This window comes from Achromobacter sp. 1014246743 (assembly GCF_059760725.1).
Genome location: NZ_JCBANA010000021.1, coordinates 61,622 through 87,326, shown reverse-complemented (window position 1 = coordinate 87,326; position 25,705 = coordinate 61,622). Strand labels below are relative to the sequence as shown.

Annotated in this window: 26 protein-coding genes; 20 read left to right on the top strand and 6 right to left on the bottom strand. The window is 67.7% G+C overall.

The genetic code is table 11. The features are described from left to right. Positions 1–38: 38 nt before the first annotated feature. Positions 39–716, bottom strand: a complete 678-nt coding sequence (locus AC6LJ2_RS11380; protein ID WP_025138481.1) for a GntR family transcriptional regulator — start codon at positions 714–716, stop codon at positions 39–41. 204 nt (positions 717–920) lie between these two features. On the opposite strand from AC6LJ2_RS11380, the gene AC6LJ2_RS11375 reads away from it, so the two are divergent. From AC6LJ2_RS11375 to AC6LJ2_RS11325, 11 genes are all read left to right on the top strand, one after another. Continuing rightward, complete coding sequence (locus AC6LJ2_RS11375) at positions 921–1,712, top strand: SDR family NAD(P)-dependent oxidoreductase (protein ID WP_445657694.1); 792 nt, start codon at positions 921–923, stop codon at positions 1,710–1,712. A 93-nt stretch (positions 1,713–1,805) separates the two neighbouring features. Continuing rightward, positions 1,806–3,017, top strand: a complete 1,212-nt coding sequence (locus tag AC6LJ2_RS11370; protein WP_498151386.1) for an ABC transporter substrate-binding protein — start codon at positions 1,806–1,808, stop codon at positions 3,015–3,017. A gap of 72 nt (positions 3,018–3,089) precedes the next feature. Next, complete coding sequence (locus tag AC6LJ2_RS11365; RefSeq protein WP_445657695.1) at positions 3,090–3,992, top strand: branched-chain amino acid ABC transporter permease; 903 nt, start codon at positions 3,090–3,092, stop codon at positions 3,990–3,992. Continuing rightward, positions 3,989–4,993 (top strand): branched-chain amino acid ABC transporter permease, encoded by a 1,005-nt coding sequence (locus tag AC6LJ2_RS11360; RefSeq protein WP_498151385.1) that lies wholly within the window; start codon positions 3,989–3,991, stop codon positions 4,991–4,993. Before AC6LJ2_RS11365 ends, AC6LJ2_RS11360 begins: the two co-directional genes overlap by 4 nt. Then, positions 4,990–5,754 (top strand): ABC transporter ATP-binding protein, encoded by a 765-nt coding sequence (locus AC6LJ2_RS11355; protein WP_025138476.1) that lies wholly within the window; start codon positions 4,990–4,992, stop codon positions 5,752–5,754. Before AC6LJ2_RS11360 ends, AC6LJ2_RS11355 begins: the two co-directional genes overlap by 4 nt. After that, on the top strand, positions 5,747–6,466 hold the full coding sequence (locus AC6LJ2_RS11350) for an ABC transporter ATP-binding protein (protein ID WP_025138475.1): 720 nt from the start codon (positions 5,747–5,749) through the stop codon (positions 6,464–6,466). The genes AC6LJ2_RS11355 and AC6LJ2_RS11350 overlap by 8 nt, the downstream gene beginning before the upstream one ends. Before the next feature lie 9 nt (positions 6,467–6,475). Continuing rightward, on the top strand, positions 6,476–7,228 hold the full coding sequence (locus AC6LJ2_RS11345) for an SDR family NAD(P)-dependent oxidoreductase (protein WP_445657697.1): 753 nt from the start codon (positions 6,476–6,478) through the stop codon (positions 7,226–7,228). Positions 7,229–7,236: 8 nt separating this feature from the next. After that, positions 7,237–7,977, top strand: a complete 741-nt coding sequence (locus AC6LJ2_RS11340) for an SDR family oxidoreductase (RefSeq protein WP_263915198.1) — start codon at positions 7,237–7,239, stop codon at positions 7,975–7,977. A gap of 5 nt (positions 7,978–7,982) precedes the next feature. Then, a complete protein-coding gene (locus tag AC6LJ2_RS11335) occupies positions 7,983–9,689 on the top strand; it encodes an FAD-dependent oxidoreductase (protein WP_498151384.1) in 1,707 nt (568 codons plus the stop codon). Positions 9,690–9,716: 27 nt separating this feature from the next. Continuing rightward, positions 9,717–10,322, top strand: coding sequence for a glutathione S-transferase (locus tag AC6LJ2_RS11330; RefSeq protein ID WP_498151383.1), 606 nt, complete (start codon positions 9,717–9,719; stop codon positions 10,320–10,322). A gap of 223 nt (positions 10,323–10,545) precedes the next feature. Continuing rightward, positions 10,546–11,127, top strand: a complete 582-nt coding sequence (locus AC6LJ2_RS11325; protein ID WP_498151382.1) for a hypothetical protein — start codon at positions 10,546–10,548, stop codon at positions 11,125–11,127. Positions 11,128–11,228: 101 nt separating this feature from the next. Here the strand turns inward: AC6LJ2_RS11325 and AC6LJ2_RS11320 are convergent, their stop codons facing one another. Continuing rightward, entirely contained in the window at positions 11,229–12,566 is a 1,338-nt protein-coding gene (locus AC6LJ2_RS11320; RefSeq protein WP_263915194.1) for a DUF3100 domain-containing protein, read from the bottom strand. Between the two features lie 238 nt (positions 12,567–12,804). On the opposite strand from AC6LJ2_RS11320, the gene AC6LJ2_RS11315 reads away from it, so the two are divergent. Both AC6LJ2_RS11315 and AC6LJ2_RS11310 read left to right on the top strand, forming a co-directional pair. Then, positions 12,805–13,728, top strand: coding sequence for a LysR family transcriptional regulator (locus AC6LJ2_RS11315; RefSeq protein ID WP_263915193.1), 924 nt, complete (start codon positions 12,805–12,807; stop codon positions 13,726–13,728). Between the two features lie 116 nt (positions 13,729–13,844). Continuing rightward, entirely contained in the window at positions 13,845–14,036 is a 192-nt protein-coding gene (locus tag AC6LJ2_RS11310) for a DUF2970 domain-containing protein (RefSeq protein WP_263915192.1), read from the top strand. A gap of 63 nt (positions 14,037–14,099) precedes the next feature. On the opposite strand, the gene AC6LJ2_RS11305 is transcribed toward AC6LJ2_RS11310, so the two are convergent. Continuing rightward, the gene (locus AC6LJ2_RS11305) at positions 14,100–14,960 is read right to left on the bottom strand and encodes a LysR substrate-binding domain-containing protein (RefSeq protein ID WP_498151381.1); all 861 of its coding nucleotides are present in this window, start codon (positions 14,958–14,960) and stop codon (positions 14,100–14,102) included. 106 nt (positions 14,961–15,066) lie between these two features. Between AC6LJ2_RS11305 and AC6LJ2_RS11300 the strand changes: the two genes are divergently transcribed. The 3 genes from AC6LJ2_RS11300 (at position 15,067) to AC6LJ2_RS11290 (ending at position 19,106) form a co-directional block, all read left to right on the top strand. Next, positions 15,067–16,602: an MFS transporter gene (locus tag AC6LJ2_RS11300; RefSeq protein WP_498151380.1), complete on the top strand. Its 1,536-nt coding sequence runs from the start codon at positions 15,067–15,069 to the stop codon at positions 16,600–16,602. A 229-nt stretch (positions 16,603–16,831) separates the two neighbouring features. Beyond that, positions 16,832–18,568, top strand: coding sequence for a ferredoxin-like domain-containing protein (locus AC6LJ2_RS11295; RefSeq protein ID WP_263915189.1), 1,737 nt, complete (start codon positions 16,832–16,834; stop codon positions 18,566–18,568). Continuing rightward, positions 18,561–19,106, top strand: coding sequence for a DUF934 domain-containing protein (locus AC6LJ2_RS11290; RefSeq protein ID WP_263915188.1), 546 nt, complete (start codon positions 18,561–18,563; stop codon positions 19,104–19,106). The genes AC6LJ2_RS11295 and AC6LJ2_RS11290 overlap by 8 nt, the downstream gene beginning before the upstream one ends. 63 nt (positions 19,107–19,169) lie before the next feature. Here AC6LJ2_RS11290 and AC6LJ2_RS11285 read toward each other — a convergent pair whose 3' ends face one another. After that, positions 19,170–19,964, bottom strand: coding sequence for an IclR family transcriptional regulator (locus AC6LJ2_RS11285; protein ID WP_498151379.1), 795 nt, complete (start codon positions 19,962–19,964; stop codon positions 19,170–19,172). Between the two features lie 102 nt (positions 19,965–20,066). On the opposite strand from AC6LJ2_RS11285, the gene AC6LJ2_RS11280 reads away from it, so the two are divergent. The 4 genes from AC6LJ2_RS11280 to AC6LJ2_RS11265 are packed head-to-tail and all read left to right on the top strand — an operon-like array spanning position 20,067 to position 24,166. Continuing rightward, complete coding sequence (locus AC6LJ2_RS11280) at positions 20,067–21,056, top strand: Bug family tripartite tricarboxylate transporter substrate binding protein (RefSeq protein WP_445657706.1); 990 nt, start codon at positions 20,067–20,069, stop codon at positions 21,054–21,056. 10 nt (positions 21,057–21,066) lie between these two features. Further along, positions 21,067–22,572, top strand: coding sequence for a class I adenylate-forming enzyme family protein (locus AC6LJ2_RS11275; RefSeq protein WP_498151378.1), 1,506 nt, complete (start codon positions 21,067–21,069; stop codon positions 22,570–22,572). Beyond that, a complete protein-coding gene (locus AC6LJ2_RS11270; RefSeq protein WP_498151377.1) occupies positions 22,569–23,357 on the top strand; it encodes a citryl-CoA lyase in 789 nt (262 codons plus the stop codon). Before AC6LJ2_RS11275 ends, AC6LJ2_RS11270 begins: the two co-directional genes overlap by 4 nt. Then, positions 23,354–24,166 carry an SDR family NAD(P)-dependent oxidoreductase gene (locus AC6LJ2_RS11265; RefSeq protein WP_263915183.1) on the top strand — a complete coding sequence of 271 codons (813 nt, stop codon included), beginning with the start codon at positions 23,354–23,356 and terminating at the stop codon, positions 24,164–24,166. Before AC6LJ2_RS11270 ends, AC6LJ2_RS11265 begins: the two co-directional genes overlap by 4 nt. A 69-nt stretch (positions 24,167–24,235) precedes the next feature. Here the strand turns inward: AC6LJ2_RS11265 and AC6LJ2_RS11260 are convergent, their stop codons facing one another. Together AC6LJ2_RS11260 and AC6LJ2_RS11255 are read right to left on the bottom strand one after the other, a co-directional pair. Further along, positions 24,236–24,775 carry a 1,2-dihydroxy-3-keto-5-methylthiopentene dioxygenase gene (locus tag AC6LJ2_RS11260; protein WP_445657709.1) on the bottom strand — a complete coding sequence of 180 codons (540 nt, stop codon included), beginning with the start codon at positions 24,773–24,775 and terminating at the stop codon, positions 24,236–24,238. Between the two features lie 11 nt (positions 24,776–24,786). Then, a complete protein-coding gene (locus tag AC6LJ2_RS11255) occupies positions 24,787–25,584 on the bottom strand; it encodes a MetQ/NlpA family ABC transporter substrate-binding protein (RefSeq protein ID WP_263915181.1) in 798 nt (265 codons plus the stop codon). Positions 25,585–25,705: the final 121 nt, after the last annotated feature.

Here is a 25,705-nt window from a genome sequence, read left to right as displayed (position 1 = left end):
CCTTAAGAACTCAAACCGACGCAAAAAAAACACCCCCCCTAAACCCGATAAGCCTGCGCCAACCTCTCATAATTATTCTTAAGAATAATCCCCGCGTAGTAGACATGCTCCCGCATGAGATCCTCAGCCCGCGCCCCATCCCGCCCGATGATCGCGTTCACGATCCGGTGATGATCATCATGCGACCGCAAAATAATCCCATGGTCCTCCCACAGGATGATCCGATCCGACGCATAAGGAATCGCCTGCGCCTGCGTCGCAAACCGCTTCACCCACGGATTGCCCGCCGCCTCCAGAATCCCGTTGTGCAAGGTAATGTTGACCTGCTGATAAGGCAGATGGTCCTCCGCCAGCAGCACTCCCTTGCCCAGAATCCGATCCCCTTCATCCAGGCAATTCTTCAGCACCGCCACCGCATCGTTCGACAGTCCGCGTAGCGCCGCCTGCCGACAGGCCAGCCCTTCCAGCGCCGCGCGCACCTCGTAGGCCGCCACGATCTCGGCGATGTCATAGGCCCGCACCGTGTAGCCGCGCTTGGGCAGATGTTCCAGCAACCCCTCATTGCCCAGCGTTGCCAGGGCCGCCCGCACCGGTGTGCGCGACACCCCCAGCTTCTCGGCCAGCGGGATTTCCTCCAGACGGGCCCCGGGGCTGAACTTGCCATGCAGCACCCAGTCCCGCAGCGTATCGGTAACGTGTTGAGAGAGCGTATCCATAGCCTCATTGTATACATGAAGAATACATACGACGGTCATGTGGACTACGCCGCTAGGGATCTCCCCTATGAGACACCGAAGTCACATCCGAAATCTAGGGAAACCCCCTATACCTGACCACCCTCCATGTATACATAATCGCAAAAAATTCAGACAGGCGGGCGCACTCCCCAAGGCGAGGCGACCCGTGCAACAGGAGACAGCATGTCCAATGTATCCACGCCGGCCGCGGGCCCGGCCCCGCGTCTTGCGCTCGTCACCGGCGGCGGCGGCGGCATCGGCGCCACCATCTGCCAGGAACTGGCACGCGCCGGCTACCGCGTCATCGTGTCCGACGTCGACGCCCAGCGCGCCCGTCGCGTCGCCGACGAACTGGGCGCCCCGCATGCCGCCCATGCCTTCGACGTCAGCGACGAAACCGCCGTCGAAACCGCCTTCGACCAGATCGAGCACGCCCACGGCCCCATCGCCGTCCTCGTCAGCGCCGCCGGCCTGCTGCTGTTCCAGGCCAACGGCGAACGCCCGCTCATCAAAGACACCACCCTGGACATCTGGGAACGCAGCTTCGCCGTCAACGCGCGCGGCGTCTTCCTGTGTGGCCGCGCCTATCTGCGCCGACGCGAAGCCGCGCCGCTCGCGCATGGCCGCATCGTTACCTTCACCTCGGTCGCCGCGCAGTTGGGCGGCTACCGCTCCAGCGCCTCGTACATCGCCGCCAAATCCGCCGTGCTGGGCCTGACCAAGGCCATGGCGCGTGAATCCGCGCACCTGGGCGTCACCGTCAACGGCATCGCGCCCGGCCTGATCGACACCGACATGCTGCGCAGCACCGTCACCAGCAGCGGCGCCCTGGCCGCCGCCGCGCAAGCCATTCCGCTGGGCCGCATCGGCACCGTCGACGACGTCGCCGCCGCCGTGCGATTCCTGGCCTCGGAAGAAGCCGGCTACATCACCGGCAGCGTCATCGACGTCAACGGCGGCTATCGCATGCAGTAACCCGCATGCAGTAACCCCTATCCGGCGGCCAGGCCGCCTACGCAGCAACGCGCCATGCATAAAGGCGCGCACACATAAAACGGGAGACACACCATGATCCACCTTCGCCGCTACGCGGCCGCCGCGCTCTGCGCCGTGGCCGTCGGCGCCACCGCCCAGGCCCAGCAGGAACCGGGCATCACCGACAAGACCATCAAGATCGGCCTGTTCGCGCCCCTGTCGGGCAGCGGCATGGCCTATGGCTTTGACGTCTTGAACGCCGCCAAGATGTGGTACGCCAAGGTCAACAAGGAAGGCGGCGTCAACGGCCGCCAGATCGAACTGGTGATCGAAGACGACCGCTGCAACGCCAACGACCTGGTCGCCGCGGTCAAGAAGCTGACCGAACAGGACAAGGTCTTTCTGCTCAATGGCGGCTCGTGCTCGGCCGCGGTGGTCGCCGCGCGCGAATACGTCGAACGCGAAAAGATGCCGCTGGTGATGTTGAACGCGTCCGGCGACGGCGCGCTGTATCCGCCGTCCAAGTACATCTATGGCGCGTTCTCGATCTCGCAGCACGCCGTGGGCGGATCGATGGTGCAGTTTGCCGCCGAACACCTGAAGGCCAAAAAGATCGGCTACATCAACCACGACGACGCCTACGGCGGCTGGAACCTGGAAGCCGCGCAGGCCCAGGCCAGGCAGCTGGACAACCTGGGCTTGCAGGTGCAGTCGGTCAACCCGAACATCACCGACGTCACCGCGCCGATGCTCAAGATCCGCGCCGCCAACCCCGACGTGCTGCTCCTGACCACCTACGCCCGCCCCGCCGCGCTGATCATCAAGAAGGCGCAGGAACTGGGTTGGAACAAACCCATCGTGCTGGCCGTGAACGGCACCGCCGATCTCAAGCAACTGGTCGAGAACGTCGGCAACAAAGACGCCTTCAAGAACGTCTACATCCAGGACGTGCTGGCCGATATGCCCGGCGGCCCCAAGCTGACCTGGGTCTACGACATGTACAAGCAGGCCTACCCCGACCTGGCCGCCAAGCCGGGCCATCCGCAGACCTACATGCCTTATGGCCTGCCGCCCGCCATGGCGGTGGTCAATGCGCTGAAGGCCGCCGGCCCGCAGCCCACCCGCGAGAAGGTGCTGGCCGCGCTGGAAACCATGAAGTTCGATTCCGGCGTCATGGCCGGCCCGATCGAATTCGGCCCCAACGACCGCGCCGCGCAGGAATCGGCCATCTACATCAAGTTCGACGGCACCAACATGTCCCTGGTGCCCGGCGCCTTCAAGAGCGTCTGGAAGTACCAGCCGTAAACCTGCCGCTACCACGGCCACAGGCCAGGTCCGCGCCGCGGCGCAGCGCCGCGCGGACCGCCGGAGACCATCATGAGCTTTGCCGATTTCTGGTTGTTCCTGCAGCAAGGGGTGCTGTCAGGGCTGGTGACGGGCAGCGTGTACGCGCTGCTGGCCGTTGCCGTCGTCATCATCTTCAAGACCACCGACGTGCCCAATTTCGCGCAAGGCGAAATCTTCATGGTCGGCGGCTACATCGCCCTGTTCCTGACCCTGGTCATGGGCTGGCCTTACCTGGTTGTCATCCCCGTGACGCTGGCCGTCGTGGCGGTCGTGTCCGGCCTGTTCCAGCGCGTGGTGATGGAACGCGTCATCGCCTCCAAGGGCGTCGGTGTGCAGATGGTGATCGCCACGCTGGGCCTGGCCTATGCCCTGAAAGGGCTGGTGCGCCAGACCGGGCTGGGCGACACGCCGCGCTCGCTGCCGCCGCTGGCGCCCACCGACGCCGTCATCATCGGCGACGCGGTGCTGACCCAGCTGGACCTGGTGATCTTCGCGGTGGCGGTCGGCGTGATGCTGCTGCTCTACGTGATGTTCACCTACACCCGCGTGGGCAAGGCCATGCGCGCCGTCGGCATGAACCCCAAGGCCGCGCGCCTGGTGGGCGTGAACCTGACGCGCATCCGCATGATGGTGTGGGCGCTGTCCGGCCTGATCTCGGCCGTGGCGGCCCTGCTCATCACCCCCAAGATCCTGATCACGCCCGACATCGGCCACATCGCCATCCTGGCCTACGCGGCCGCCATCGTCGGCGGCATCACCAGCCTGCCCGGCGCGGTGGTCGGCGGCTTCGTGATCGGCGTGGCCGAGAACCTGGTGGGCCTGTTCATTTCGACCAACGCCATCGTGGTGGCGCCCTTCGTCGCCATCATGGTGGTGCTGCTGCTGCGTCCGCAAGGCCTCCTGGGCGGCAAACTGCAGGTGAAGAAAGTATGAAATCCAAGCTCGATCCCGCCCTGCTGGCGCTGATGGCCGTGGCGCTCGTCGTCCTGCCGTTCGTGGCCAGCGGCTATGTCATCTACGTCGTCAACCTATTGATGGTGTTCGTGGTGCTGGCCCTGGGCCTGCACCTGGTCATCGGTGAAACCGGACAGTTCGCGCTGTCGCACGCCGCGTTCTATGGCGTGGGCATCTATACCGCGGGCCTCATCAACAACCTGTGGCATCCGCCCTTCTTCGTGTCCATCGTGGCGGGCGGCCTGCTGGCCGCCGTGCTGGGCTACATCATCGGCGCGCTGGCGCTGCGCATGCGTGACATCTACCTGGCGCTGTCCACCTTTGCCTTTGGCGAGGCGATGCAGTGGGTGTTCCTGAACTGGCAGTCGGTCACCAACGGCTCGAACGGCTTCCGGATTTCGCCCGCCACGCTGTTCGGCTACGAGCTGGTGTCCGACATCAAGGCCTATCCGTTTGTCGTGGCAATAGCCGCGCTGCTGCTGTGGGCCACCATTGCACTGTCGCGCTCGCAGCTGGGGTCGGCCTTCCGGGCCGTACGCGAAAGCGATGTGGCGGCGCAGGCCATGGGCGTGAACGTCAACGCCATCAAGCGCACCGCCTTCACGCTGTCGGCGGCGTACGCCGGCATCGCGGGCGGCATGTACACCACCTTTGCCTCGTTCATCCACCCCGAAAGCCTGGGCTTCCAGACCACCATCCTGATTCTCACCATGGTGGTGGTAGGCGGCATCGGTTCGGTGCGCGGCGCCATCGCCGGCGCACTGGGCTTCGGCCTGATCTCGGAACTGCTGCGCCAGGCGCTGTCGTTCCAGGAAATCATCTACGGCGTGATCCTGATGGGCTTCATGATGTTCGCGCCCAAGGGCCTGTTCGCCAGCCGTGACGCGCGCCGCCGCGCGCCCCCGCCGGCCGCCCCGCTGCCCACGCGCACGGGCGCCGCCGCCCCGGCCGCCAAACCCACGCAAAGGAGCGCCGCATGAGCGCCCAGCCTTATCTCGACGTCCAGGGCCTGACGGTGAAGTTCGGCGGCCTGACGGCCATCAACGGCCTGTCCATGCAGGTGGAACGCGGTCGCATCCATGCGCTGATCGGTCCCAACGGCGCCGGCAAGTCCACCACCTTCAATTGCGTCTCGCGCTACTACCGCCCCACCCAGGGCCGTATCGTGTTCGACGGCGTCGACATCACGACGAAGAAGCCGCACGAAATGGCCGCGCTGGGCGTGGCCCGAACCTTCCAGAACCTGGAGCTGTTCAGCGCGCTGACGGTGCGCGAGAACGCCTTGCTGGGCACCTATGCGCACGGCGCGTCGACGGCTTCGCGTCTGCTGCGCCCCGCCCGCGCCGAAGCACGCGAACGCGTCGAGCACCTGCTTGAACGCGTCGGGCTGGCCGACTTCCTGGACACCCCCGCCTGCAGCCTGGACTTCGGCCGCCAGAAGATGCTGGAGCTGGCGCGGGCGCTGGCCATCTCGCCCAAGCTGCTCTTGCTGGACGAACCCGCAGCCGGCCTGCGCAACCGCGAAATCGAAACGCTGGACCGCATCCTGACCGAGCTGTGCGAACGCGACGGCATCACGGTGCTGCTGGTCGAGCACGTGATGCAGCTGGTGATGTCGATCTCGGATCGCATCACCGTCATGTCGTTCGGCGAGAAGATCGCCGAAGGCACGCCCGCGGAGGTGCGCAGCAACCCCCGCGTCATCGAAGCCTATCTGGGCAAGGGAGCCGCCGGTGGCTGAGTATCTGCTTGAAGTCGAATCGGTCAGCGCCGCCTACGGCAACATCCGCGCCTTGCAGGACGTGTCGTTGAAGGTGCCGCAAGGCGCCATCGTGGCGCTGCTGGGCGCCAACGGCGCGGGCAAATCCACCACGCTCAACGTGATCTCGCGACTGGTGTCGCCCACCGCGGGCAGCGTGCGTTTCGACGGCGAGGCCATCCACCGCCAGCCGGCGGATGCCATCGTCGGCCGCGGCATCGTGCAGGTACCCGAAGGCCGCGAAATCTTCCGCGACATGAGCGTGCGCGAGAACCTGGAGATGGGCGCCTACCTGCGCCACGACCGCCAGGCGGTCAAGCAGGACCTGGACATGGTCTGCGACACCTTTCCACGGCTGCGCGAACGATTCGAGCAGAAGGCAGCCACGTTGTCGGGCGGCGAGCAGCAGATGCTGGCCACCGGCCGCGCCATGATGGCGCGCCCGCGCATGATCCTGCTGGACGAACCGTCCATGGGCCTGTCGCCGCTGGTGGTCGAGCAGATCTTCGACATCGTGCTGCGGCTGAATCGCGAACAGGGCATCACCATCCTGCTGGTCGAACAGAACGTGAAGCTGGCGCTGTCGGTGTCCAGCTACGCCTACATCCTGGAAAACGGCGAGATCGCGCTGGAAGGCGAATCCAGCGCCCTGGCCAGCGATGAAGCCGTGCAACGCGCCTACCTGGGCGCCTAGGAAATTGCCATGAGCATGATGCAAGACAAGCGAGTCCTCGTCACCGGCGCCGGCCGCGGCCTGGGCGCCACCATCGCCCAGGGCTTCGCCAAGCAAGGTGCCACGGTAATCGTGGCCGACCTGGACCCCGCATTGGCACGCGCCAGCGCGCAGGCCATCGCGGCCGAAGGCGGCCGCGCGTTCGACGTGGCGCTGGACGTGACCGACGCCGAAGCGGTGCGCGCCTTCGCTGCCGAATCCGCCAGCCGCCACGGCAACATCGACGTGCTGGTCAACAACGCCGGCATCTCGGCGCGCGCCCCGTTCGACGACCCGCAGACGCCGCAGATCTGGGACCGCGTCATGGGCGTGAACCTGCAAGGCACGTTCAACGTCACCCACGCCTTCGTCGAACAGCTCAAGGCCACGCGCGGCGCCATCGTCAACCTGTGCTCCATCGTGGCGTATGGCTGCGGCATCTCGACGGCGGGCTACGTGGTGTCCAAGGGCGGCGTGCGCTCGTTCACCGAAGTGCTGGCGCGCGACCTGGCGCCGCACGGCGTGCGCGTGAACGCCGTGGCGCCCGGGCTGATGGAAACGGAAATGACGGCCGGCCAGCGCTCGCAAGCGCACGGCACCGATTGGTACCTGCAACGCGCCCCGATGGCGCGGGCCGGGCGCGCCGACGAAATCGTCGGCCCCGTGCTGTTCCTGGCATCCGACATGGCCAGCTACGTGAATGGCGTGGTGCTGCCCGTGGACGGCGGCTACCTGGCCGTATAGGAGTCGATATGCAATCAGACAACACACCGGGCACCGCGCTGGTCACGGGCGGCGCCAGCGGCATGGGCCTGGCCATCGTGGAGCGCCTGGCACGCGACGGCTTTCGCGTGGTCATGGCCGACCGCAACGCCGAACTGGCCGCCCGCGAAACCGACGCCTTGCAAGCGCAAGGCCTTGCCGTCGACTACCGCGTGGTGGACCTGACCGACGAGCACGCCACCCGCCAACTGGTGCGCGAACTAGCGCCGCTGGCCGCATTGGTCAACAACGCCGGCCTGTTCGACGAGCGCAAGTTCTTTGACGTCACCAGCGACGACTACCGCCGCATGTTCAACGTCAACCTGCTGGCCGTGGCCACGCTCACGCAGGAAGCCGCGCGCGACATGGCCCCCGGCGGCAAGATCGTCAACATCGCCTCGCGCGCCTATCTGGGTGCCAAGAACCACCCGCACTACGTGGCCTCGAAAGCCGCGCTGGTGGGCTATACGCGGGCCTCGGCCATGGAACTGGCGCCGCGCGGCATCCTGGTCAACGCCATCGCGCCTGGCCTGATCGACACGCCGCTGCTGCGCAACCTGAGCGCCGAGCGCCTGGCCGCGCAACTGGCCCTGCAGCCCACGGGCCGCGCCGGCCAGCCGCAAGACATCGCCAATGCCGTGTCCTTCCTGGCCGCGCCGCACATGGACTTCATCACCGGCCAGGTCATTTTCGTGGACGGCGGCAAATCGCTGGGCGGGTCGGGAGCATAAGCGGCATGGACAGCATCAAGTGGGACAAGGAAGTCGACGCACTGATCGTCGGCTCGGGCGCCGGCGGCATGAGCGCCGCGCTCACCGCCAGCGTCGAAGGCCTGGATGTACTGGTGGTGGAAAAGACCGGCCACATCGGCGGTTCGACCGCAATTTCCGGCGGTGCGCTGTGGATACCGCTGAACGCGCAGACCGACGCCGCCGGCCATCCCGACAGTTTCGACAAGGTCTGGACCTATCTGCAGGAAACCGTCGGCGCCGCGGCGTCCAACGACATGAAGCGCGCCTACCTGGAAGCCGGGCCGCGCATGATGGACGACCTGGTCGAGCGCGGCTTCCTGCAGGTCGCCGCGCGTACCGCATCACCCGACTACTACCCCGACCGGCCTGGCGCGGCGTTGGGCGGCCGGTCGCTGGACCCGGTGGAATTCGACGGCCGCAAGCTTGGCCGCCACTTCAAGACGCTGCGCGACCCGCTCAAGGAATTCACGGTGCTGGGCGGCATGATGGTCAACATCACCGACGTGCGGCATCTGCTGCGCGCCACGCGCGCCTTGGCGTCGTGGCGGCACGCCATGAAGCTGGTGCTGCGCTATTACGCCGACCGCCTGCGCGGCTATCACCGCGGCACCCGCCTGCTGCTGGGCAACGCGCTGGCCGCGCAGCTGTTCCATGCCCTGCTGTCCCGCAACATCCCGTACTGGCTCGATACGCCCGCGCTGGGGCTGGTGCGCGGCGACGACGGCGCGGTGCTGGGCGCCACGGTCGAGCACCAAGGCCGGCGGATGAACATCCGCGCCCGCCGCGGCGTGGTGCTGGCAACCGGCGGCTTTCCGTGGGATTCGGCGCGCCGCCAGCAGGCCTACCCGCATCCCACCGGCGACTGGTCGATGTCGCCGCGCGACAATACCGGCGACGGCATCCGCCTGGCCGAAGGCGCGGGTGCGGCGCTGGGCCAGGGCCATGCCAGCCCCGCATTCTGGGCGCCCGTATCCATCCTGGAACAACCGGGCCGCGGGCCGCTGCACTATCCGCACCTGGTATGGGACCGCGCCAAGCCCGGCCTGATCGCCGTCAACGGCGCCGGCCGCCGCTTCGTCAACGAATCGACCTCGTACCACGCGTTCGTCGAAGCCATGTACCGCAGCCACGCCGACAAGCCCACGGTGCCCGCCTACCTGCTGTGCGACCAACGATTCATCGACACCTGGGGCCTGGGCCTGGCATTGCCCGGCGGCCGGCCGCGGCAGCATTTGATCGACGCCGGCTACCTGCTGCAAGCGCCCACGCTGCAAGCCCTGGCGCAAAAGCTGGGCGTGCCCGCCGACGCACTGACCGCCACGGTGCAACGCTACAACCAGCATGCCGAAGAAGGCCACGACCCCGACTTCGGCAAGGGCGGCACCGCCTACAACCGCTACCTGGGCGACCCCGACCACGCGCCCAATCCCTGCCTGGCGCCGCTGGGCGCCGGTCCCTACTACGCCGTCAAGGTCTACCCCGGCGACATCGGCACGGCGTGCGGCATTGCGGCAAATCGCAATGCCCAGGCCGTGGACGAAGCCGGCCATCCGATAGCCGGCCTGTACGTGGTGGGCAATGATATGCACTCGGTCATGGGCGGCGCCTATCCCGCGCCCGGCATCACGCTGGGCCCCGCGCTGACTTTCGGCTGGGTCGCTGGACAACACCTGGCCCACGGCCAACACTGACGCTACGCCAACCTTCAAGGACCCCACATGAAGATCTACTTCTCGCCCGCCTCGCCCTTTGTGCGCAAATGCATGGTCATCGCACACGAGCTGGAGCTGGTCGACCGCATCGAAAAGCTGCCCAGCGCCGCCGGCCCCGTGGCCCGCGACCAGACCATCATCCCCAGCAACCCGCTGGGCCAGGTGCCTACCCTGCTCACCGATGACGGCCAGGCGCTGTTCGACAGCCGCGTCATCTGCGAATACCTGAACGAGCTGGGTGGCGGCGCGCTGTTCCCGACCGGCACCGCCCGCTGGCGCGCCCTGGCGGAACAGTCGCTGGGCGACGGCATGCTCGGCGCGGCCCTGCTGGCCCGCTACGAAACCGTGCTGCGCCCCGAGGCCTTGCGCTGGGACGGCTGGTACGAAGGCCAACTGGGCAAGGTGCGCGACGGCCTGGCGCAACTGGAAAAGACCGCCGCCAGCCTGGAAGGCCGCCTGGACATCGGCACCATCACCGTAGGCTGCGCCCTGGGCTACCTGGATTTCCGCTATCCCGACTTCGACTGGCGCGCCGGCCACCCCGCCGTTGCGGCCTGGTTCAAGACGTTCAACCAACGTCCGTCGATGCAGGCCACGCTGCCGCACGCCTGAACACGGTTTGGGCAGCCGCGACGCCTGAAGAACCCGCCGGGCTTCAGGAAGGGCGGCTGCCTGGTACGGCGCGTTCGCTTGAACCCGCCGCTGGCCCCTGGCGCTTGCCAGGGGCTTTTTTTTCTTACAGATGGAAATGACGGTGCCGGGGCCGACGTCTATATTGAACTTTCGCGAGGCCTGCCAGCCCAACCGATAGACCCACCCGCCCAGGGAGCCACGCATGAACGTGACCGCCGTCTCCCCCATCAGCCGAGTCGCCGCGCCCTACGCCGCGCGCATTCCCTTGCTGGACGACACCCGCCCGGTCTGGGAAGCCGAATGGGCCGCGCGCAACGCCGCCACCCGCCAGGCCCAGCGTAGCGCCCAGGCGCAGGCGGCCTGGCAAGCCCAGCGCATTGCCCGCACGGCCACGGAATCGGCCCAGGCCGACCGCGACGTGCGTGCTGCGCAACCCGCCACGACGCAAGCGCCGCAAGCGCTGGCCGCCGCCCCCGCCGCCGTCAATGTCGACCAACTGCGCGACCTTTACGCCGACGCCCGCCTGCGCCGCGCGGTGGACGAATTCTCGGCGCGCCCCGATCCCGTCGCGCTGCGCGGCGACACCGCCAACGACCTGGGCACCATCGCAGGCCTGACGCCGTTGCAGCCGTATCGCGTGGCGATGGGCAACCCGCAGGTCCAGGACCTGCAGACCACCGTCGCGATGAAGGCCGCCGGCCTGAATATTCCCAAGGTCGAGAACATCGGCCCCACGGAAAACGTCACCGACAACGCGCGCTACCGTCCCGGCGCCCGCACCTGATGCACGCAAAAAAGCCGCCCTGCAAAGGCGGCTTTCTGTTGGCGGGCGCTGAACCTCACCGACGCTGCCGTCCAGGCCATCGGCCGGACGGCCCTTCACGATCAGTGGAAGAACTCGGCGATCAGGGTGGCGCCCATGAAGGTGCCAGCATTGGCGGCCAGCGACACCACCACGATCTTCCAGCCCAGCTTGCGGAAGGCAGGCAGGTCTTTCAGGATCGACAGGCCGGCCATCGCCAGGATCACCGTGGTGAACGGCAGGAAGTTGACCTTGCCGACGGCGGCAATGATCTGGTCCGAGTACGGCAGCACGCCCGGGCAGCCCACGGTCATCGCGATCAGCGACAGCACGGCCACGGCCGGCAGCTTGGGCACCACGCGCAGCAGCAGGTCGGCAATCACGACCAGCAGGATGATGATGGCCATGCCGGGCAACGCGTCCAGGAACGGCACGTTGTAGCCCAGGCGGTTACCCACCAGCGCGAACAGCCCGCAGACGGCGTAGGCGGTCAGGCGATCGCCAAAGCCCATCTTCACCGAGTGCGAGGGCACTTCGCCATCGGCCGCGGCGGCGGCGGCGGCAGGTTCAGCCTTGGCGCGCGAGAAACGGCCCAGCACGGGTTCCAGCTTGCCGTACAGGAAGATGGTCGTCGGCAACGAAATGAACAGCGTGAAGTACACGCCCACCACGGTGGTCAGCAGGTTGGCGGCGGCGGCCAGCGCGGCCACCTGGTGCGCCACTTCCGGCGTCTGCTGCGAGGCGATCGCGCCCACGCCCGCGGCCATCATGCTGCCCGAGCCCACGCCGGCGCCCATGGCGAGCGAACGCGGATCGAAGATGTTCAGGCTGGTGATGAAGCCGGCCATCAGCGCCACGAACAGTGCGCCGATCACGGTGCCGGTGATGTACTCGGCCATCACGCCACGGCCTTCCGGCGAATTCATGCCGTAGCGCTCGCCGATGATCGCCAGGCTGGGCTCGCGGCCCACCGAGAACGTGGCGCCGATGGCTTCGCGCTTGATGCCCAGCAGCAGGGCCAGCGGCAGGCCGATGGCCATGGTGCCGAAGAAGTGGCCGAATTCCTGGAACACCAGCGCCCAGCCGGCTTCGCGCACCTGCGGCAGCGAGCCGCCCACCATCAGGCCCAGCTTGGCCAGGAAGGGCAGCAGCGCGTATTGCAGGTAGCCGCTGATGCGGGTCTGCATGGCGGTGTCGATGCCGGCGCCCGCGGGCAGGCGTTGGCCGAAGGCGGCCACGATCGCGCCGATGAAAATGGCCCAGAGCATGGGCTGCAGAACGATCTTGCCCGGGCCCACCGCGAAGGTGACGCTGCCGATCGCTTCGGACACGATCACCACCAGCAAGATGGCGGCGAGCATGCGGACGCGGCTGGACAGCGACATGGTGGGCGCGGCCAGGCTGGCGCTGGCATGAGACATCGAATTCCCCTGATGAACGTGAGTAGGTTTTAGGGCCGCCCACGGCGCGGCGGGCGGCAGCGGCGATTTTCGCCGGGGGGCTGCACGCCAACCATGACACCACCTGGGCTATTGCGTTGCGTAAAATGCAACGGACGGGCTTTTCCTGGGAATTTTTTGCAAGATCACGCAATAACTCAGGGTAAACCCTTGGTATTGTTGCAAATTTTCCGATGCCTTGCTGCCACGGAGCCGCCCCATGGACGAAAAACTCGACGCCCGCCGCACTCACTACTTCATGCAGGTCATGAGCCGGGGTTCGGTGCGCGGCGCCGCCGAAGTGCTGAACATGGATCCGTCCGCCGTCAGCCGCGCCATCGCCGCGCTGGAACGCGACTGCGGCATGGCGCTGTTCGAACGGCGCGGCCGCGGCGTCGTGCCGACCGATGCCGGCCACATCCTGGCGCGCTACGTGAAGCGCCAGCAGAACATCCAGGAAAGCTTCTTCTCGGAAATCGACAGCCTGCGCAAGGCCGAGCGCGGCCACATCGACCTGGTGCTGGGCGAAGGCTTCGTCGAACTGATGTTCGACCGCGTGCTGCCCGGCTACTGGCGCAGCCACCCGGAGGTGACGCTGGACATCGACGTGGCCCGCACCTCCGAAATCGTGCAACGCATCGTCGACGACCAGGCCTACATCGGCCTGGTATTCCAGCCGCCCAACGACGCCCGGCTGCGCACGCACTACTCGCGCCCCGAACCCATCCGCGCCATCGTGCGGCAGGACCACCCGCTGACGCGGCTGCAACGCCCGCTGCTGTTGACCGACCTGGTCGACTACCCCGGCGCGTCCATGCAGGAAGGCTTCGGCGTGCGCCAGCACATCCAGGCCGCCGAGATCAGCGAACAGGTGCGCCTGCGCAACGTGCTGACGACGTCGTCCTTCAAGGCGCTGTGGCAGTTCGCCGCCACCGGCATCGGCTACGCCCTGACCCCACCGATTGCCGTCACCGCCGACATGGCCGCGCAGCGCCTGGCCAGCCTGCCGCTGGCCAATCCGATCCTGAACCAGGGCAGCCTGCACGTGCTCAGCCGTGCCGGGCGGCACATCTCGCCCGCGGCGCGTGAACTGCTGGACCATATCGTGCGCGGCATCGGCGCCCCGTCGTCTTCCGCGCTTTGAGACAACGCCGCCCATACGCCGCATCTGATACGGTCTTTTCGCGCGGATCTGCCCCTGTCGCCGCCAGGATGCAACGCCTACAGTCGCAGCATCCCCTTCCTTGCCTGGAGACCCTCATGCTCAGCTTCCTGCGCACGGCCAAATCCGTCCTGTGGGGCTTTTTCGGCGTGCGCCGCGGCCGCGGCTACGACGCCGACATCGCCCACAACAAGCCCGCCCCCCTGATCCTCACCGGGCTGCTGATGGCCGCGTGCCTGGTTGCCATCCTGATCGCCGTCGCCCGCTGGGCCGTCAACGCGGCGCTGTAGCCCCGTCACGGGAAACCTTGCGCAAGCGCCCGTCGCCGCAGCGTCCATCGCCGCGCCATCCGGCTACGCCAGCGCCAGCGCCGACATCTCCACCAACAAGCGCCCGAACGCATGCACCGCGGGCGAGTTATCGCCGGCGCGCGCGATCAGCCTGAAATCCGCCTCCGGCAACGACGGCAGGCCGTAGCGGCCGTCGATCACGTCCATGCCGGGCCGCACGTCTTCCTGCGGCAACGCCGTGACCGCCAGACCAGCCAGCACCGCGGCCCGCAAACCCTCTTGGCTGGGCGACGTGAAAGCCACCCGCCAGTCCAGCCCGGCCTGCTCCAGCGCGGCCACGCCCACCTCGCGGTGCACGCACGGCGGAGGCGCGAAGGCCAGCGGCAGCGGCCCGTCGCCGTCAAAGTCGAAGGCGTGGGCGGCCGCCCAGACGAACCGCGTCTGCCGCAACATCGCCCCGCTCTCGGGCTCGCCCGGTAAGGACATGACGACAGCCAGGTCCAGCGCGTCGGCCTCGACCTGCGCGCGCAGATCCAGATAGGTGCCGACAAACACGTCCAGGCGCACCGCGGGAAACACGCGGGCAAAGCGCGCCAGCAGCAGCGGCAGGCGTTCGCCCATGAAATTCTCGGGCACGCCGAACCGCACGGCCCCCGCCACCGACGACCGCTGAAAACGCCGCGCCAGGGCATCCTGCGCCCGCAGAACCTGCTCGGCATAGCGCAGGAAATCCTCGCCATCCTCGGTCAGCGCCAGGCTGCGCGTGGTGCGCACCAGCAAGGCGGTACCGGCTTGCGCTTCCAGGCGCCGGATCTGGTGGCTGACGGCCGACTGGCTCAGGTGCAGCCGCTCGGCCGCGCGGGTGAAACCGCCAGCCTCTTTCACCGCAACATAGGCGCGCAACAGGGCGGGATCGAAGTCCATCGCTTTCACTCATGATGAATATTGATGAATTCTACAAAATTAAATCATTTCCATCATTTTCAAGGCGCTCGCAGAATGGCTGTCCCGATTTGCCGTGAGCCCCCCGATGCCGCTCTCCCCCGCGCGAAAAAAAGCATTTACGCTGGCCGCCGTCTGCCTGGCTGCCTTGATGTTCGGTCTGGAAATCTCCAGCGTGCCGGTGATTCTGCCCACGCTGGAACAGGCGCTGCACAGCAGCTTCAAAGACCTGCAATGGATCATGAACGCCTACACCATCGCCTGCACGACGGTGCTGATGGCCGCCGGCACGCTGGCCGACCGCTATGGCCGCAAGCGCTTGTTCGTCATCAGCCTGGCGATATTCGGCGTCACCTCGCTGATCTGCGGCTGGGCCGAGGACACAGGCGTCCTGATCGCCGGCCGCTTCCTGCAGGGCATGTCCGGCGGCGCCATGCTGATTTGCCAGGTGGCGGTGCTGTCGCACCGTTTCCCGGACGGCGCCGCGCGCGGCAAGGCCTTCGGCGCCTGGGGCATCGCCTTCGGCACAGGCCTGGGCTTTGGCCCGGTCATCGGCTCGGCCATCGTGGCGGCGTCCAGCTGGCAATGGGTGTTCCTGGCGCACGGGCCGCTGGCGCTGATCGCCCTGGCCCTGGTCGTGCCCGGCGTGGACGAATCGCGCGATCCGCAGCAACGCAAGCTGGACCTGGCCGGCATCGCGTCGCTGTCGCTGGCGGTGTTCGGCCTGGCGTGGTTCATCACCCAGGGACCCGCCGCTGGCTTCACCAGCGGCAGCGCGATCGCCAGCTTGGCCATGGCCATCCTCGGCTTGATCGTCTTCGTCATCGCCGAACACCGTAGCGCTGACCCGATGTTCGATTTCTCGGTGTTCCGGATCCGCCGCTTCTCGGGCGCGCTGCTGGCGTCGGCCGGCATGAACTTCAGCTTCTGGCCGTTCATGATCTACCTGCCGCTGTATTTCCAGAACGGCCTGGGGTACAGCAGCCTGGGCACCGGCCTGTCCTTGCTGGCCTACACCCTGCCGACCCTGGTGGCGCCGCCACTGGGCGAAAAGCTGGCGCTGCGCTACCGCCCCGACACGGTCATTCCCGCCGGCCTGTTCGCCATCGGCCTGGGTTTCCTGCTAATGAAGTACGGCAGCGGTACCGCCCAGGCCAGTTGGCTGACGATGCTGCCCGGCTGCCTGCTGGCCGGCACGGGATTGGGGCTGATCAATACCCCCGTCACCAATACCACCACGGGCGCGGTGCCTGGCGAACGCGCGGGCATGGCGTCGGGCATCGACATCAGCGTGCGCATGATCAGCCTGTCGATCAACATCGCGCTGATGGGATTGCTGCTGGTGCAAGGCGTGCTGTCCGCGCTGCGTCAACAGTGGCCCGACGCCCCCGACGGCGCCGCGCTGCGTCTGCTGGCCGAAAGCCTGTCCGCCGGCAGCCTCGCCAGCGGCACCGGTATCCCGGCCCAAGCGGCCCACGCCGCCCTGGCCCAAGGCTTCGGCGACGTCATGCTCTACGGCGCGGCTGCCGCCGCGCTGCTGGCCCTGGCCAGCCTGTTCGCATTCGGTACACACCAACGCCGCCGCCAGGCCACCCCGCAAGCGCGCGGCAACAACCTCCGTTAGAACCGCCGTCCGGCCGCCCCGCAGTCCGAAGGCCGGGCCCCCCCCTTCGGGGCAGCAAGCACGCGTGGCGTGCGCGGCGCGGGGGCCCGCAGCCAGGCATACCGTTATTACTAGAATGACTTAGACGACCATTCAGGCTGCCTGTTACGGTTATGAATCCCCCCATTGCCCGCCTGCGGCGGGCCTTGCCTTGGGGACTCAGACCGAGAAGACTTCAAGGGCAGTAGACATGTACGTGTATGACCCCGTCGACCAGCAGCTCGTCGAGCAGCGCGTGGCGCAGTTCGCCGACCAGACGCGCCGCTTCCTCGACGGCCAGCTCACCGAAGATGAATTCCGCGTCCTGCGCCTGCAGAACGGCCTGTACATCCAGCGCCATGCGCCGATGCTGCGCGTGGCGATTCCGTACGGCATCCTGGCCTCGCGCCAGCTGCGCACCCTGGCGCACATCGCGCGCAAATGGGACCGCGGCTACGGCCACTTCAGCACGCGCCAGAACATCCAGTTCAACTGGCCCCGCCTGGAAGACGTGCCGGACATCCTGGCCGAACTGGCCACGGTGCAGATGCATGCCATCCAGACCAGCGGCAACTGCATCCGCAACACCACCACCGACCATTTCGCTGGCGTCGCGCCCGATGAGCTGATCGATCCGCTGGTGTGGTGCGAGATCATCCGCCAGTGGTCCACCCTGCACCCCGAGTTCGCCTTCCTGCCGCGCAAGTTCAAGATCGCGGTCAGCGGCGCCGTGCAGGACCGCGCCGCCGTGGGCGTGCACGACATCGGCCTGCAGGCCGTCGAGCGCGACGGCAAGCTGGGCTTTCGCGTCTGGGTGGGCGGTGGCATGGGCCGCACGCCCATCGTCGGCAAGCTGATCAACCCCTTCGTCGAATGGCAGGACCTCCTGACCTACATGCAGGCTGCGCTGCGGGTCTACAACCTGCACGGCCGCCGCGACAACAAGTACAAGGCGCGCATCAAGATCCTGGTCAAGGACCTGACGCCCGAGGTGTACGCCCAGCAGGTGGATGAACAGTGGCAGCTCATCAAGGGCGGCCCGGACACCATCACGCAGGAATTCGTCGACACCATCGCCGCCCGCTTCGTCTGGCCGCAGTACGACGCCAGCGCCGCGGACGAACCCGACAACACGGCCGCCCTGGCCGCGGCCGACCCGCGTTTCGCGCGCTGGGTCCGCACCAACGTGCACCCCCACAAGGTCGCCGGCTACGCCGCCGTCACCGTCTCGCTGAAAGCCACCGGCGTGCCGCCGGGCGACATCACCGCCGACCAGATGGACGCGGTGGCGGCCCTGGCCGACGAGTACGGCTTCGGCGAACTGCGCGTGTCGCATGAACAGAACCTGATCCTGGCCGACGTGCGCCGCTCGCGCCTGCACGAACTGTGGGGCAAGCTGGAAGCGCTGAACCTGGCCACGGCCAACGTCGGCCTGCTGACCAACATCATCGCCTGTCCGGGCGGGGATTTCTGCGCGCTGGCCAATGCCGTGTCGATCCCCGTCGCCGAGGCCATCCAGCGTCAGTTCGACAACCTGGACTACCTGTTCGAGATCGGCGAGCTGGACCTGAACATCTCCGGCTGCATCAACTCTTGCGGCCACCACCACGTGGGCCACATCGGCATCCTCGGCGTCGATAAGGCCGGCGAAGAGTGGTATCAGGTCACCATCGGCGGACGCCAGAACGGCGCCGCCAAGCCGTTGCCCGACATTGAATCCACCAAGGGCGGCGGCGCCGCCATCGGCCGCATCATCGGCCCCTCGTTCGCCCGCGACCAGGTGCCCGGCGTGGTCGACCGCCTGATCCAGACCTACCTGGGCCTGCGCGACAGCGAAGAAGAACGCTTCATCGACGTGGTGGACCGCGTCGGCATCGACCCCTTCAAGCAGGACGTCTATTCCGACCCGGCGTTTGCCAAGCCCGCACAGGAGGCCGCTCATGTCTGAGGTCTACGCCCATGACGCGCCCGGCCCGCACCTGATCCGCGATGGCCGGCTGCAGGCCGACACCGCGCGTACCTTCGTGCCCGAACCCGAAGTGGCCGCCGAAGGCCAGGTGCCCAGCGACGAGCCCGGCTGGATCGTGCCGCTGGCCACCTGGAAGGCCTCGCACGCCACGCTGCGGCGCCACCGGCACCCCGTGGCCGTGCTGCTCGAACCGGACGCCGACCTGCGCGACCTGCTCGATGCCGACGGCACGCTCAACCCTGCGGGCATCGCCTTCATCGCGGTGGACTTTCCCGTCTACACCGATGGCCGCGGCTACTCGCTGGCCCAATTGCTGCGCACCCGCTACCACTGGACGGGCGAACTGCGCGCCGTCGGCGACGTGATGATCGACACCATCCACTACCAGGCGCGCGTCGGCTTCGACAGCTTCCTGGTCAAGCCGGGCCACGACCCGCGCAAGGCGCTGGATGCATTCAAGACGTTCACGGTGCACTACCAGAAGACCTACCGCGCCCCGGCGCCGGCCCAGGTCTGATCCCCACGCGTCGACCCGGGTCGCACGCCCGGGGCGCCCGTGCCCCCAGGTTCCCGACGGCCATCAGGCCTGCTCCCCCGGCAGGGTCCCGCGCTGGCGCTTGATCTCGTCTTGCGCCAGCTGCGCGCGGATCAGGTCGGCAATGCTGCGCTGGCGCGGCGCCTGCATGCGGCTGATCAGGCTGGACACGCTGACCGCCAGCCGCGGATAGCCGTTGGCATCGCACAGCGCCACCCCCACGCCCAGCACACCCGGCACCGCGGCATTGCCCACCACCGCCCAGCCGCGGTCGCGGGTGTTTTCGGCCAGGCGCCGCATCTGCGTCACCGTCATGCCGCCATAAGCGCGCAAGGCCTGTTCGTTCTGCAGAATGACTTCGTCGGCTTCACTCGCCGGCAACGCCCCCAGCAGCGCCAGCCCGGCCGCGCCCACGCCCAGCGGCTGCCGATGGCCCACCGTCACGGCCAGCACCTGTACCGGATAGTTGCCCACCTCGCGGTGCAGGCAGAGTGAGTCGCCCCCCGCCCGGCAGATCAGAAAGGCCGAATCGCCGCTGACATCGCTGATCTGCCGCAGCACCGGCCGCAGGCTGCGCACGGCCTGGGCGTGCGGATCGCCGGCCATCAACACGCCCAGTTCCGCCATGCGCCAACGCGGCGCGTCGGCCTCGCGCAGCGCGTAGCCCTCTTCGGCCAGCACATCCAGGTAGCGATACACCGTAGACCGCTGCATGCCCGCCGCCCGCGCGATGTCCGTCACGTGCATGCCCACCGCACCTGCCTGACGCAGCACGCCCAACACCCGCAGCCCGCGCCGCAGCACCCTCGGCCCGTCGCCCTCTGTCTCCGTCTTGTTCATTTTCTGGACACCTTGCGTTGATGACGCGGCTATCAAAGCCCAATATGAAGTCGGGCAGGCAAAGATCTGTCCAAATATTAGACAAACAGGACGGAGACAACCATGAAGATATTCACCAGGCGGCGCACCGCCGCCGCGGCGGCCCTGGCCGGCGCCCTGACGCTGGGCGGCGCCGCCTCTGCCGCCAAGCCCTACCCCGAACGCCCCGTCACGCTGGTGGTCGGCTATGCCGCCGGCGGCGCCACCGACATCGTGGCGCGGCTGGTGGCCAAGGCGCTGACCGAAGAACTCGGCCAGACCATCGTGGTGGAAAACAAGACGGGCGCCAACAGCAACATCGGCGCCGAAATCGTCTCGCGCGCCGCGCCCGACGGTTACACGCTGTATGTCGGGTCCATCGCCAACACCATCAACCGCTCGCTCTACACCCAGCTCAACTACGATTTCGTCAAGGACTTCAAGCCCATCGGCCTGTTGGCGACCATTCCGAACATCCTGGTCGTCAACCCCAAGGTGCCGATCAAGAGCGTGCAGGAATACATTGCCTACGCCAAGAAGAACCCCGGCAAGCTGACCTGCGCCTCGTCGGGCAGCGGCTCGTCCATCCACCTGTCGTGCGAGCTGTTCAAGATGCGCACCGGCACCGACATCCTGCACGTGCCCTATCGCGGCAGCGGCCCGGCCGTGGCCGACCTGCTGGGCGGCCAGGTGGATTCCATGTTCGACAACCTGCCCTCGTCGCTGCCACACGTGCAGGCCGGCAAGCTGCGCGCCATCGGCGTCACTTCGCCAGAGCGCCTGCCGGCCGTACCCGACGTGCCCACGCTGGCCGAATCGGGCCTGCCCGGCTTCGACGTCGAATCCTGGTTCGGCCTGATGGCGCCGGCAGGCACGCCGCAGGCTGTCGTCGACCGCCTGAACCAGGCCATGAACAAGGCGCTGGCCAATCCGGCCTTGCAGGCGTCCTACAAGCAATCCGGCTTCTACGCGCCGCAACCGCCCAACACGCAGGAGACATTCGCCAGGATGATCGCCAGCGAAATCGAAAAATGGGGCGCCGTGGTCAAGAGCGCCGACATCAAAGCCAACTGAGGAGCACAGGGTGTACCCGATCGATTTCTTCTTCCGCGCCGCCGAGCAATACCCGGACCGCGTGGCGCTGGACGCGCCCGAAGGCCAGGTGACGTATGCGCGGCTGGCCGCGGACGTGCGGGCGCTGGCGGCCGCCCTGCAAGACCTGGACCCGGCGCCGCAGACCCGCGTGGCCCTGTGCGCCGGCAATTCCAGCCGCCATATCCTGGCGCTGTTGGCGGTGCTGGCCAGCGGCAAGATCTGGGTGCCGCTGAACTATCGCAGCACCGCGCGCGAAATCGGGCGCATCCTGGACGCTACCGAGCCGTCGATCGTCATCGTCGATGCGGCCGGCGACGCGCTGGTGCCCACCGGCGTGGGCCAGCGCATCAGCCTGGGGGCCGACGCGGCCGGCCTGGCCGTGGATGCCCTGCTGGCGGGCGCCGCCGGCCGCGAGCCGCTGCGCCACGCCTTGCCGCGCGAGGCCACCCAGGCCATCAAGTTCACCGGCGGCACCACCGGCCTGCCCAAGGGCGTGATGCAGCCGTACCACGCCTGGAACGCCGGCATCATCAACCAGATCACCAGCTGGGGGCTGACGCCCGACGACCGCTATGTGGTCGCCGCCCCCGTCACGCACGGCACGGGCACCTACCTGTTGCCGGTGCTGGCCAGCGGCGGCGCGCACGTGCTGCTGGATGCCGCCACGCCCGCCGCCATCACCGCCGCCTTTCGCGAACGCGGCGGCACGTTGAGCTTCATGCCGCCCACCCTGATCTACATGATCATGGCGCAGCCGGGCGTCTCGCGCGCCGACTTTCCCCGGCTGCGCAACCTGATCTATGGCGGCGCGCCCATGCCGCCCGAGAAGATCGAACGCGCCCGCGCGTTCTTCGGCCCCGTGCTGGGCACCACCTATGGCCAGACCGAAGCACCGCAGATCGTCACCGTGCTGCGCCCCGCCGACCTGGACGCTCCCGAGAACCGCGCCTCGGTCGGACGCGTCACCTGGCTGTCGGACGTGGCCATCATGGCGCCCGACGGCGCGCTGTTGCCCCGCGGCGAGATCGGCGAAGTGGTGGTACGCGGCGACCTGGTCATGTCCGGCTACTGGCGCCTGCCCGAGAAAACCGCCGAGACCGTCATCGACGGCTGGCTGCACACCGGCGACACCGGCCTGATCGACCCCCGCGGCTACCTGTTCCTGAAAGACCGGCTGCGCGACGTCATCATCACCGGCGGCTTCAACGTGTACCCGGTGGACGTCGAGAATGCCCTGTCGGCGCACCCGGCGGTGTACGAATGCTCGGTCTTCGGCCTGCCCGACGACAAATGGGGCGAAGCCGTCCACGCCGCCGTGCAATTCCACCCCGGCGCGACGGCCGATGCCGACGCGCTCAAGGCCCACGTGCGCGGCCTGCTCGGCCCGGTGGCCACGCCCAAGCAGTTCCATATCCACGACAGCCTGCCGCGTTCGCCCGTCGGCAAGGTGCTGAAAAACGCCGTGCGCGACGCGGCCCTGAAGGAGACCCCATGAACACGCCCGAAACCCGCCTGTGCGCCCATCACCTGACCGGCATGTCGTACCGCGACGTCGACCTGGTCGAAGACCTGATCGGCAAGAAGAGCTTCACCGAAGTGATGATCATGCAGATCCTGGGGCGCGAAGCGCGGCCGGTGGACATGCGCATCGTCGACGCGGTGCTGGTCACCCTGATGGAACACGGCATGACGCCCAGCGCCATCGCCACGCGGCTGATCTACATGAGCGCCCCCGAAAACCTGCAAGGCGCCGTAGCGTCCGGCCTGATGGCGGTGGGCAGCCAGTTCGTCGGCACCATGGAAAACTGCTCGCGCCTGCTGGACCGCATCCGCCAGGCCGCCGACGGCCCGGCCGAGGCCCAGGCGATTGCGCGTGAATTCCGGCAGAGCCGGCAGGCGTTGCCCGGCTTCGGCCACCACCTGCACAAACCCGACGACCCGCGCTCGATCAAGCTGCTGGCGCTGGCCGAAGCCGAACCCGACCTGCCCGGCGATTCGCTCAAGGCCCTGCGCCAATTGGCGGCGGCCGTGGACGAGGCCTACGGCAAGCACATCACCATCAACGCCACCGGCGCGGTCGCCGCACTGCTGAGCGAAATCGGCGTGCCCACGGCCCTGATGCGCGGCTTTGCCGTCATCTCGCGCGCGGCCGGGCTGGTGTCCCACGTGGCCGAAGAACAGCAAAGCCCGTCCGGCCGCTACATCTGGGAAACCATCGACCACGCCATCCCGTACGTCGGCAAAGGCAAATCACACCAGAACAGCGGAGATGCGTCGTGACGCCCCTGCCCGGCGCCCGCCTGACCGACAAGATCGTGCTGGTGGCGGGCGCCGGCGCGTCGGCTGCCGGCTGGAGCATCGGCAAGGCCAGCTGCGTGACGCTGGCGCGCCAGGGCGCCGCCATCGTCGCGCTGGACGCCAGCCTGGCCGCCGCTGAAGACGCGGCGCACGAGGTCGAGCAGGCCGGCGGCAGCGCCCTGCCCGTGCAGGCCGACGTGGCCGACCCGGACGCCATGCAGGCCGCGGTGGATGCGGCGGTGCGCCGCTACGGCCGCATCGACGCCTTGCAGGCCAATGCCGGCATCGGCCAGGTGGGCGGTCCCGAAGACATCTCGCTGCAGGACTGGAACCGCATCCAGCAGGTCAACGTCACCAGCCTGCTCATCGCCATGCGCCTGCTGGCGCCGTTGATGCGGCAACAAGGCGGCGGGTCCGTCGTGACGGTTTCGTCCGTGGCCGGCATCCGCTACACCGGCTACCCGCACCTGGCCTACAGCGTCAGCAAGGCCGCCGTGATCCATTTCGCGCGCATGGCAGCGCAGCAGTACGCCGCCGACGGCATCCGCGTGAACACGGTGATTCCGGGCTTGATCGATACCCCGCGGGTGGCCAGGAACGTGGCGCGCATGTTCGATGCCGACGACCTGCAAGCCGCCCGCGCCGCGCGCGACCGGCAGGTGCCGATGGGCCGCATGGGCACGCCTTGGGAAGTGGCGAACGCGGTGGCGTTCCTGATGTCGGACGAAGCGTCCTACATCACCGGCACGGAATTGCTGGTGGATGGGGGGCTGACGGGCAAGTACGCGTAGGGCCTCGGGCCCCACGGCCGGGCTGACGGGGGTGGCCCGCAACCTGCGGCCGCTGCCGTGCTGCCTGCGCTACGGCAGCGCGGGAAAGCGGGCGGCGATCGCGTCGCCGGTGAACTGCGCCACCCACCCGGCCGGATCGTTGAACAGCCGGATACAGGTAAAGGCCGGCGCCGATCCCATGTCGAACCAGTGCGGCAAACCCGCCGGCACTGAAATCAGGTCGTCTTTCTCGCACAGCACCGCATACACGCGGCCTGCCGCATGCAAGGTGAACAAACCGCTGCCCGCCACGAAGAAGCGCACCTCGTCGTCGGCATGCGTGTGCTCGGCCAGGAACTTGCGGCGCAGCGCCTCGCGATCGGGATGCGACGGATCCAGACTCACCACATCGACGCTGCGGTAGCCGCGCTCGGCCACCAGCCGGTCGATCTCGGGACGATACGCCGCCAGCACCTCGGCCTGCGGCGCGCCCGCCGCGAGCGGCACCCGCGCCTGCCAGCGTTCGAACGTCACGCCGATGGCGGCCAGCTCGCGCCGGATCTCGCCGGCATCATCGATGCGGCGGCCGGCGGCGGGATCGTGCTGTGGGTAGATCGTCAGCGTCGACATCGGCAGCGGGCTTACCAGGACGTGCTGTAGGCGCCCGGGAACTGCTTGGCCACGAACGCCTTCACTTCATCGGACTGGTAAGCCTTGATGAAGCGTGCGATGCGCGGGTCGTTCTTGTTGTCTTCACGGGCGGCGATCACCACGGCGGCGAACGGCGCATCCTTGCTTTCCAGCGCCAACGCGTCCTTGGCGGGCGACAGGCCGGCCGGAATCGCATAGGCCGAATTCACGGCGGCGGCATCCACGTCCGCCAGCGAGTGCGGCAGCTGTGCCGCTTCGATCTCGACGAACTTCAGGTTCTTGGGGTTCTCGACCACATCGAACAGCGACGCCGTCACCGTCACGCCGTCTTTCAGCTTGATCAGCTTGGCGGCCTGCAGCACCAGCAGCGCGCGGGCGCCGTTGGTCGGGTCATTGGGAATCGCCACCTTGGCGCCCGGCTTCAGGTCGTCCAGCGACTTCACGCGCTTGGAATAGATGCCCATCTGCTGCACCACCGCGGTGGCCACCGGCACCAGCTTGTAGCCGCGCGCCTTGTTCTGCGATTCCAGGAATGGCTTGTGCTGGTAGATGTTCAGGTCCAGCTCCTTGGCGTCCAGCGCGGCGTTGGGCTGGATGAAATCGCTGAACTCCACCAGCTTGACCTTCAGGCCCTGCCTGGCGGCCACCTGCTGCACCACTTCGCCGATCTGGGCGTGCGGGCCGACGGTCACGCCGACCTTCAGTTCGGCGTCCTGCGCCAGGGCCGGCGTGGCGGCGGCGAATCCGATAAGGGTGGCAAAGGCGGCCAGGGTGTGGCGTAGGCGCATGGCGAATCTCGACGAGGCAAACGGGTAAAGGAAGCCCCGGATTCTAGTGACCGCGCTTCAAAACCGGAAGCGATGAATTTTCATATTGATATGCAAAAACGCATATAAGACGCCCCGCCAT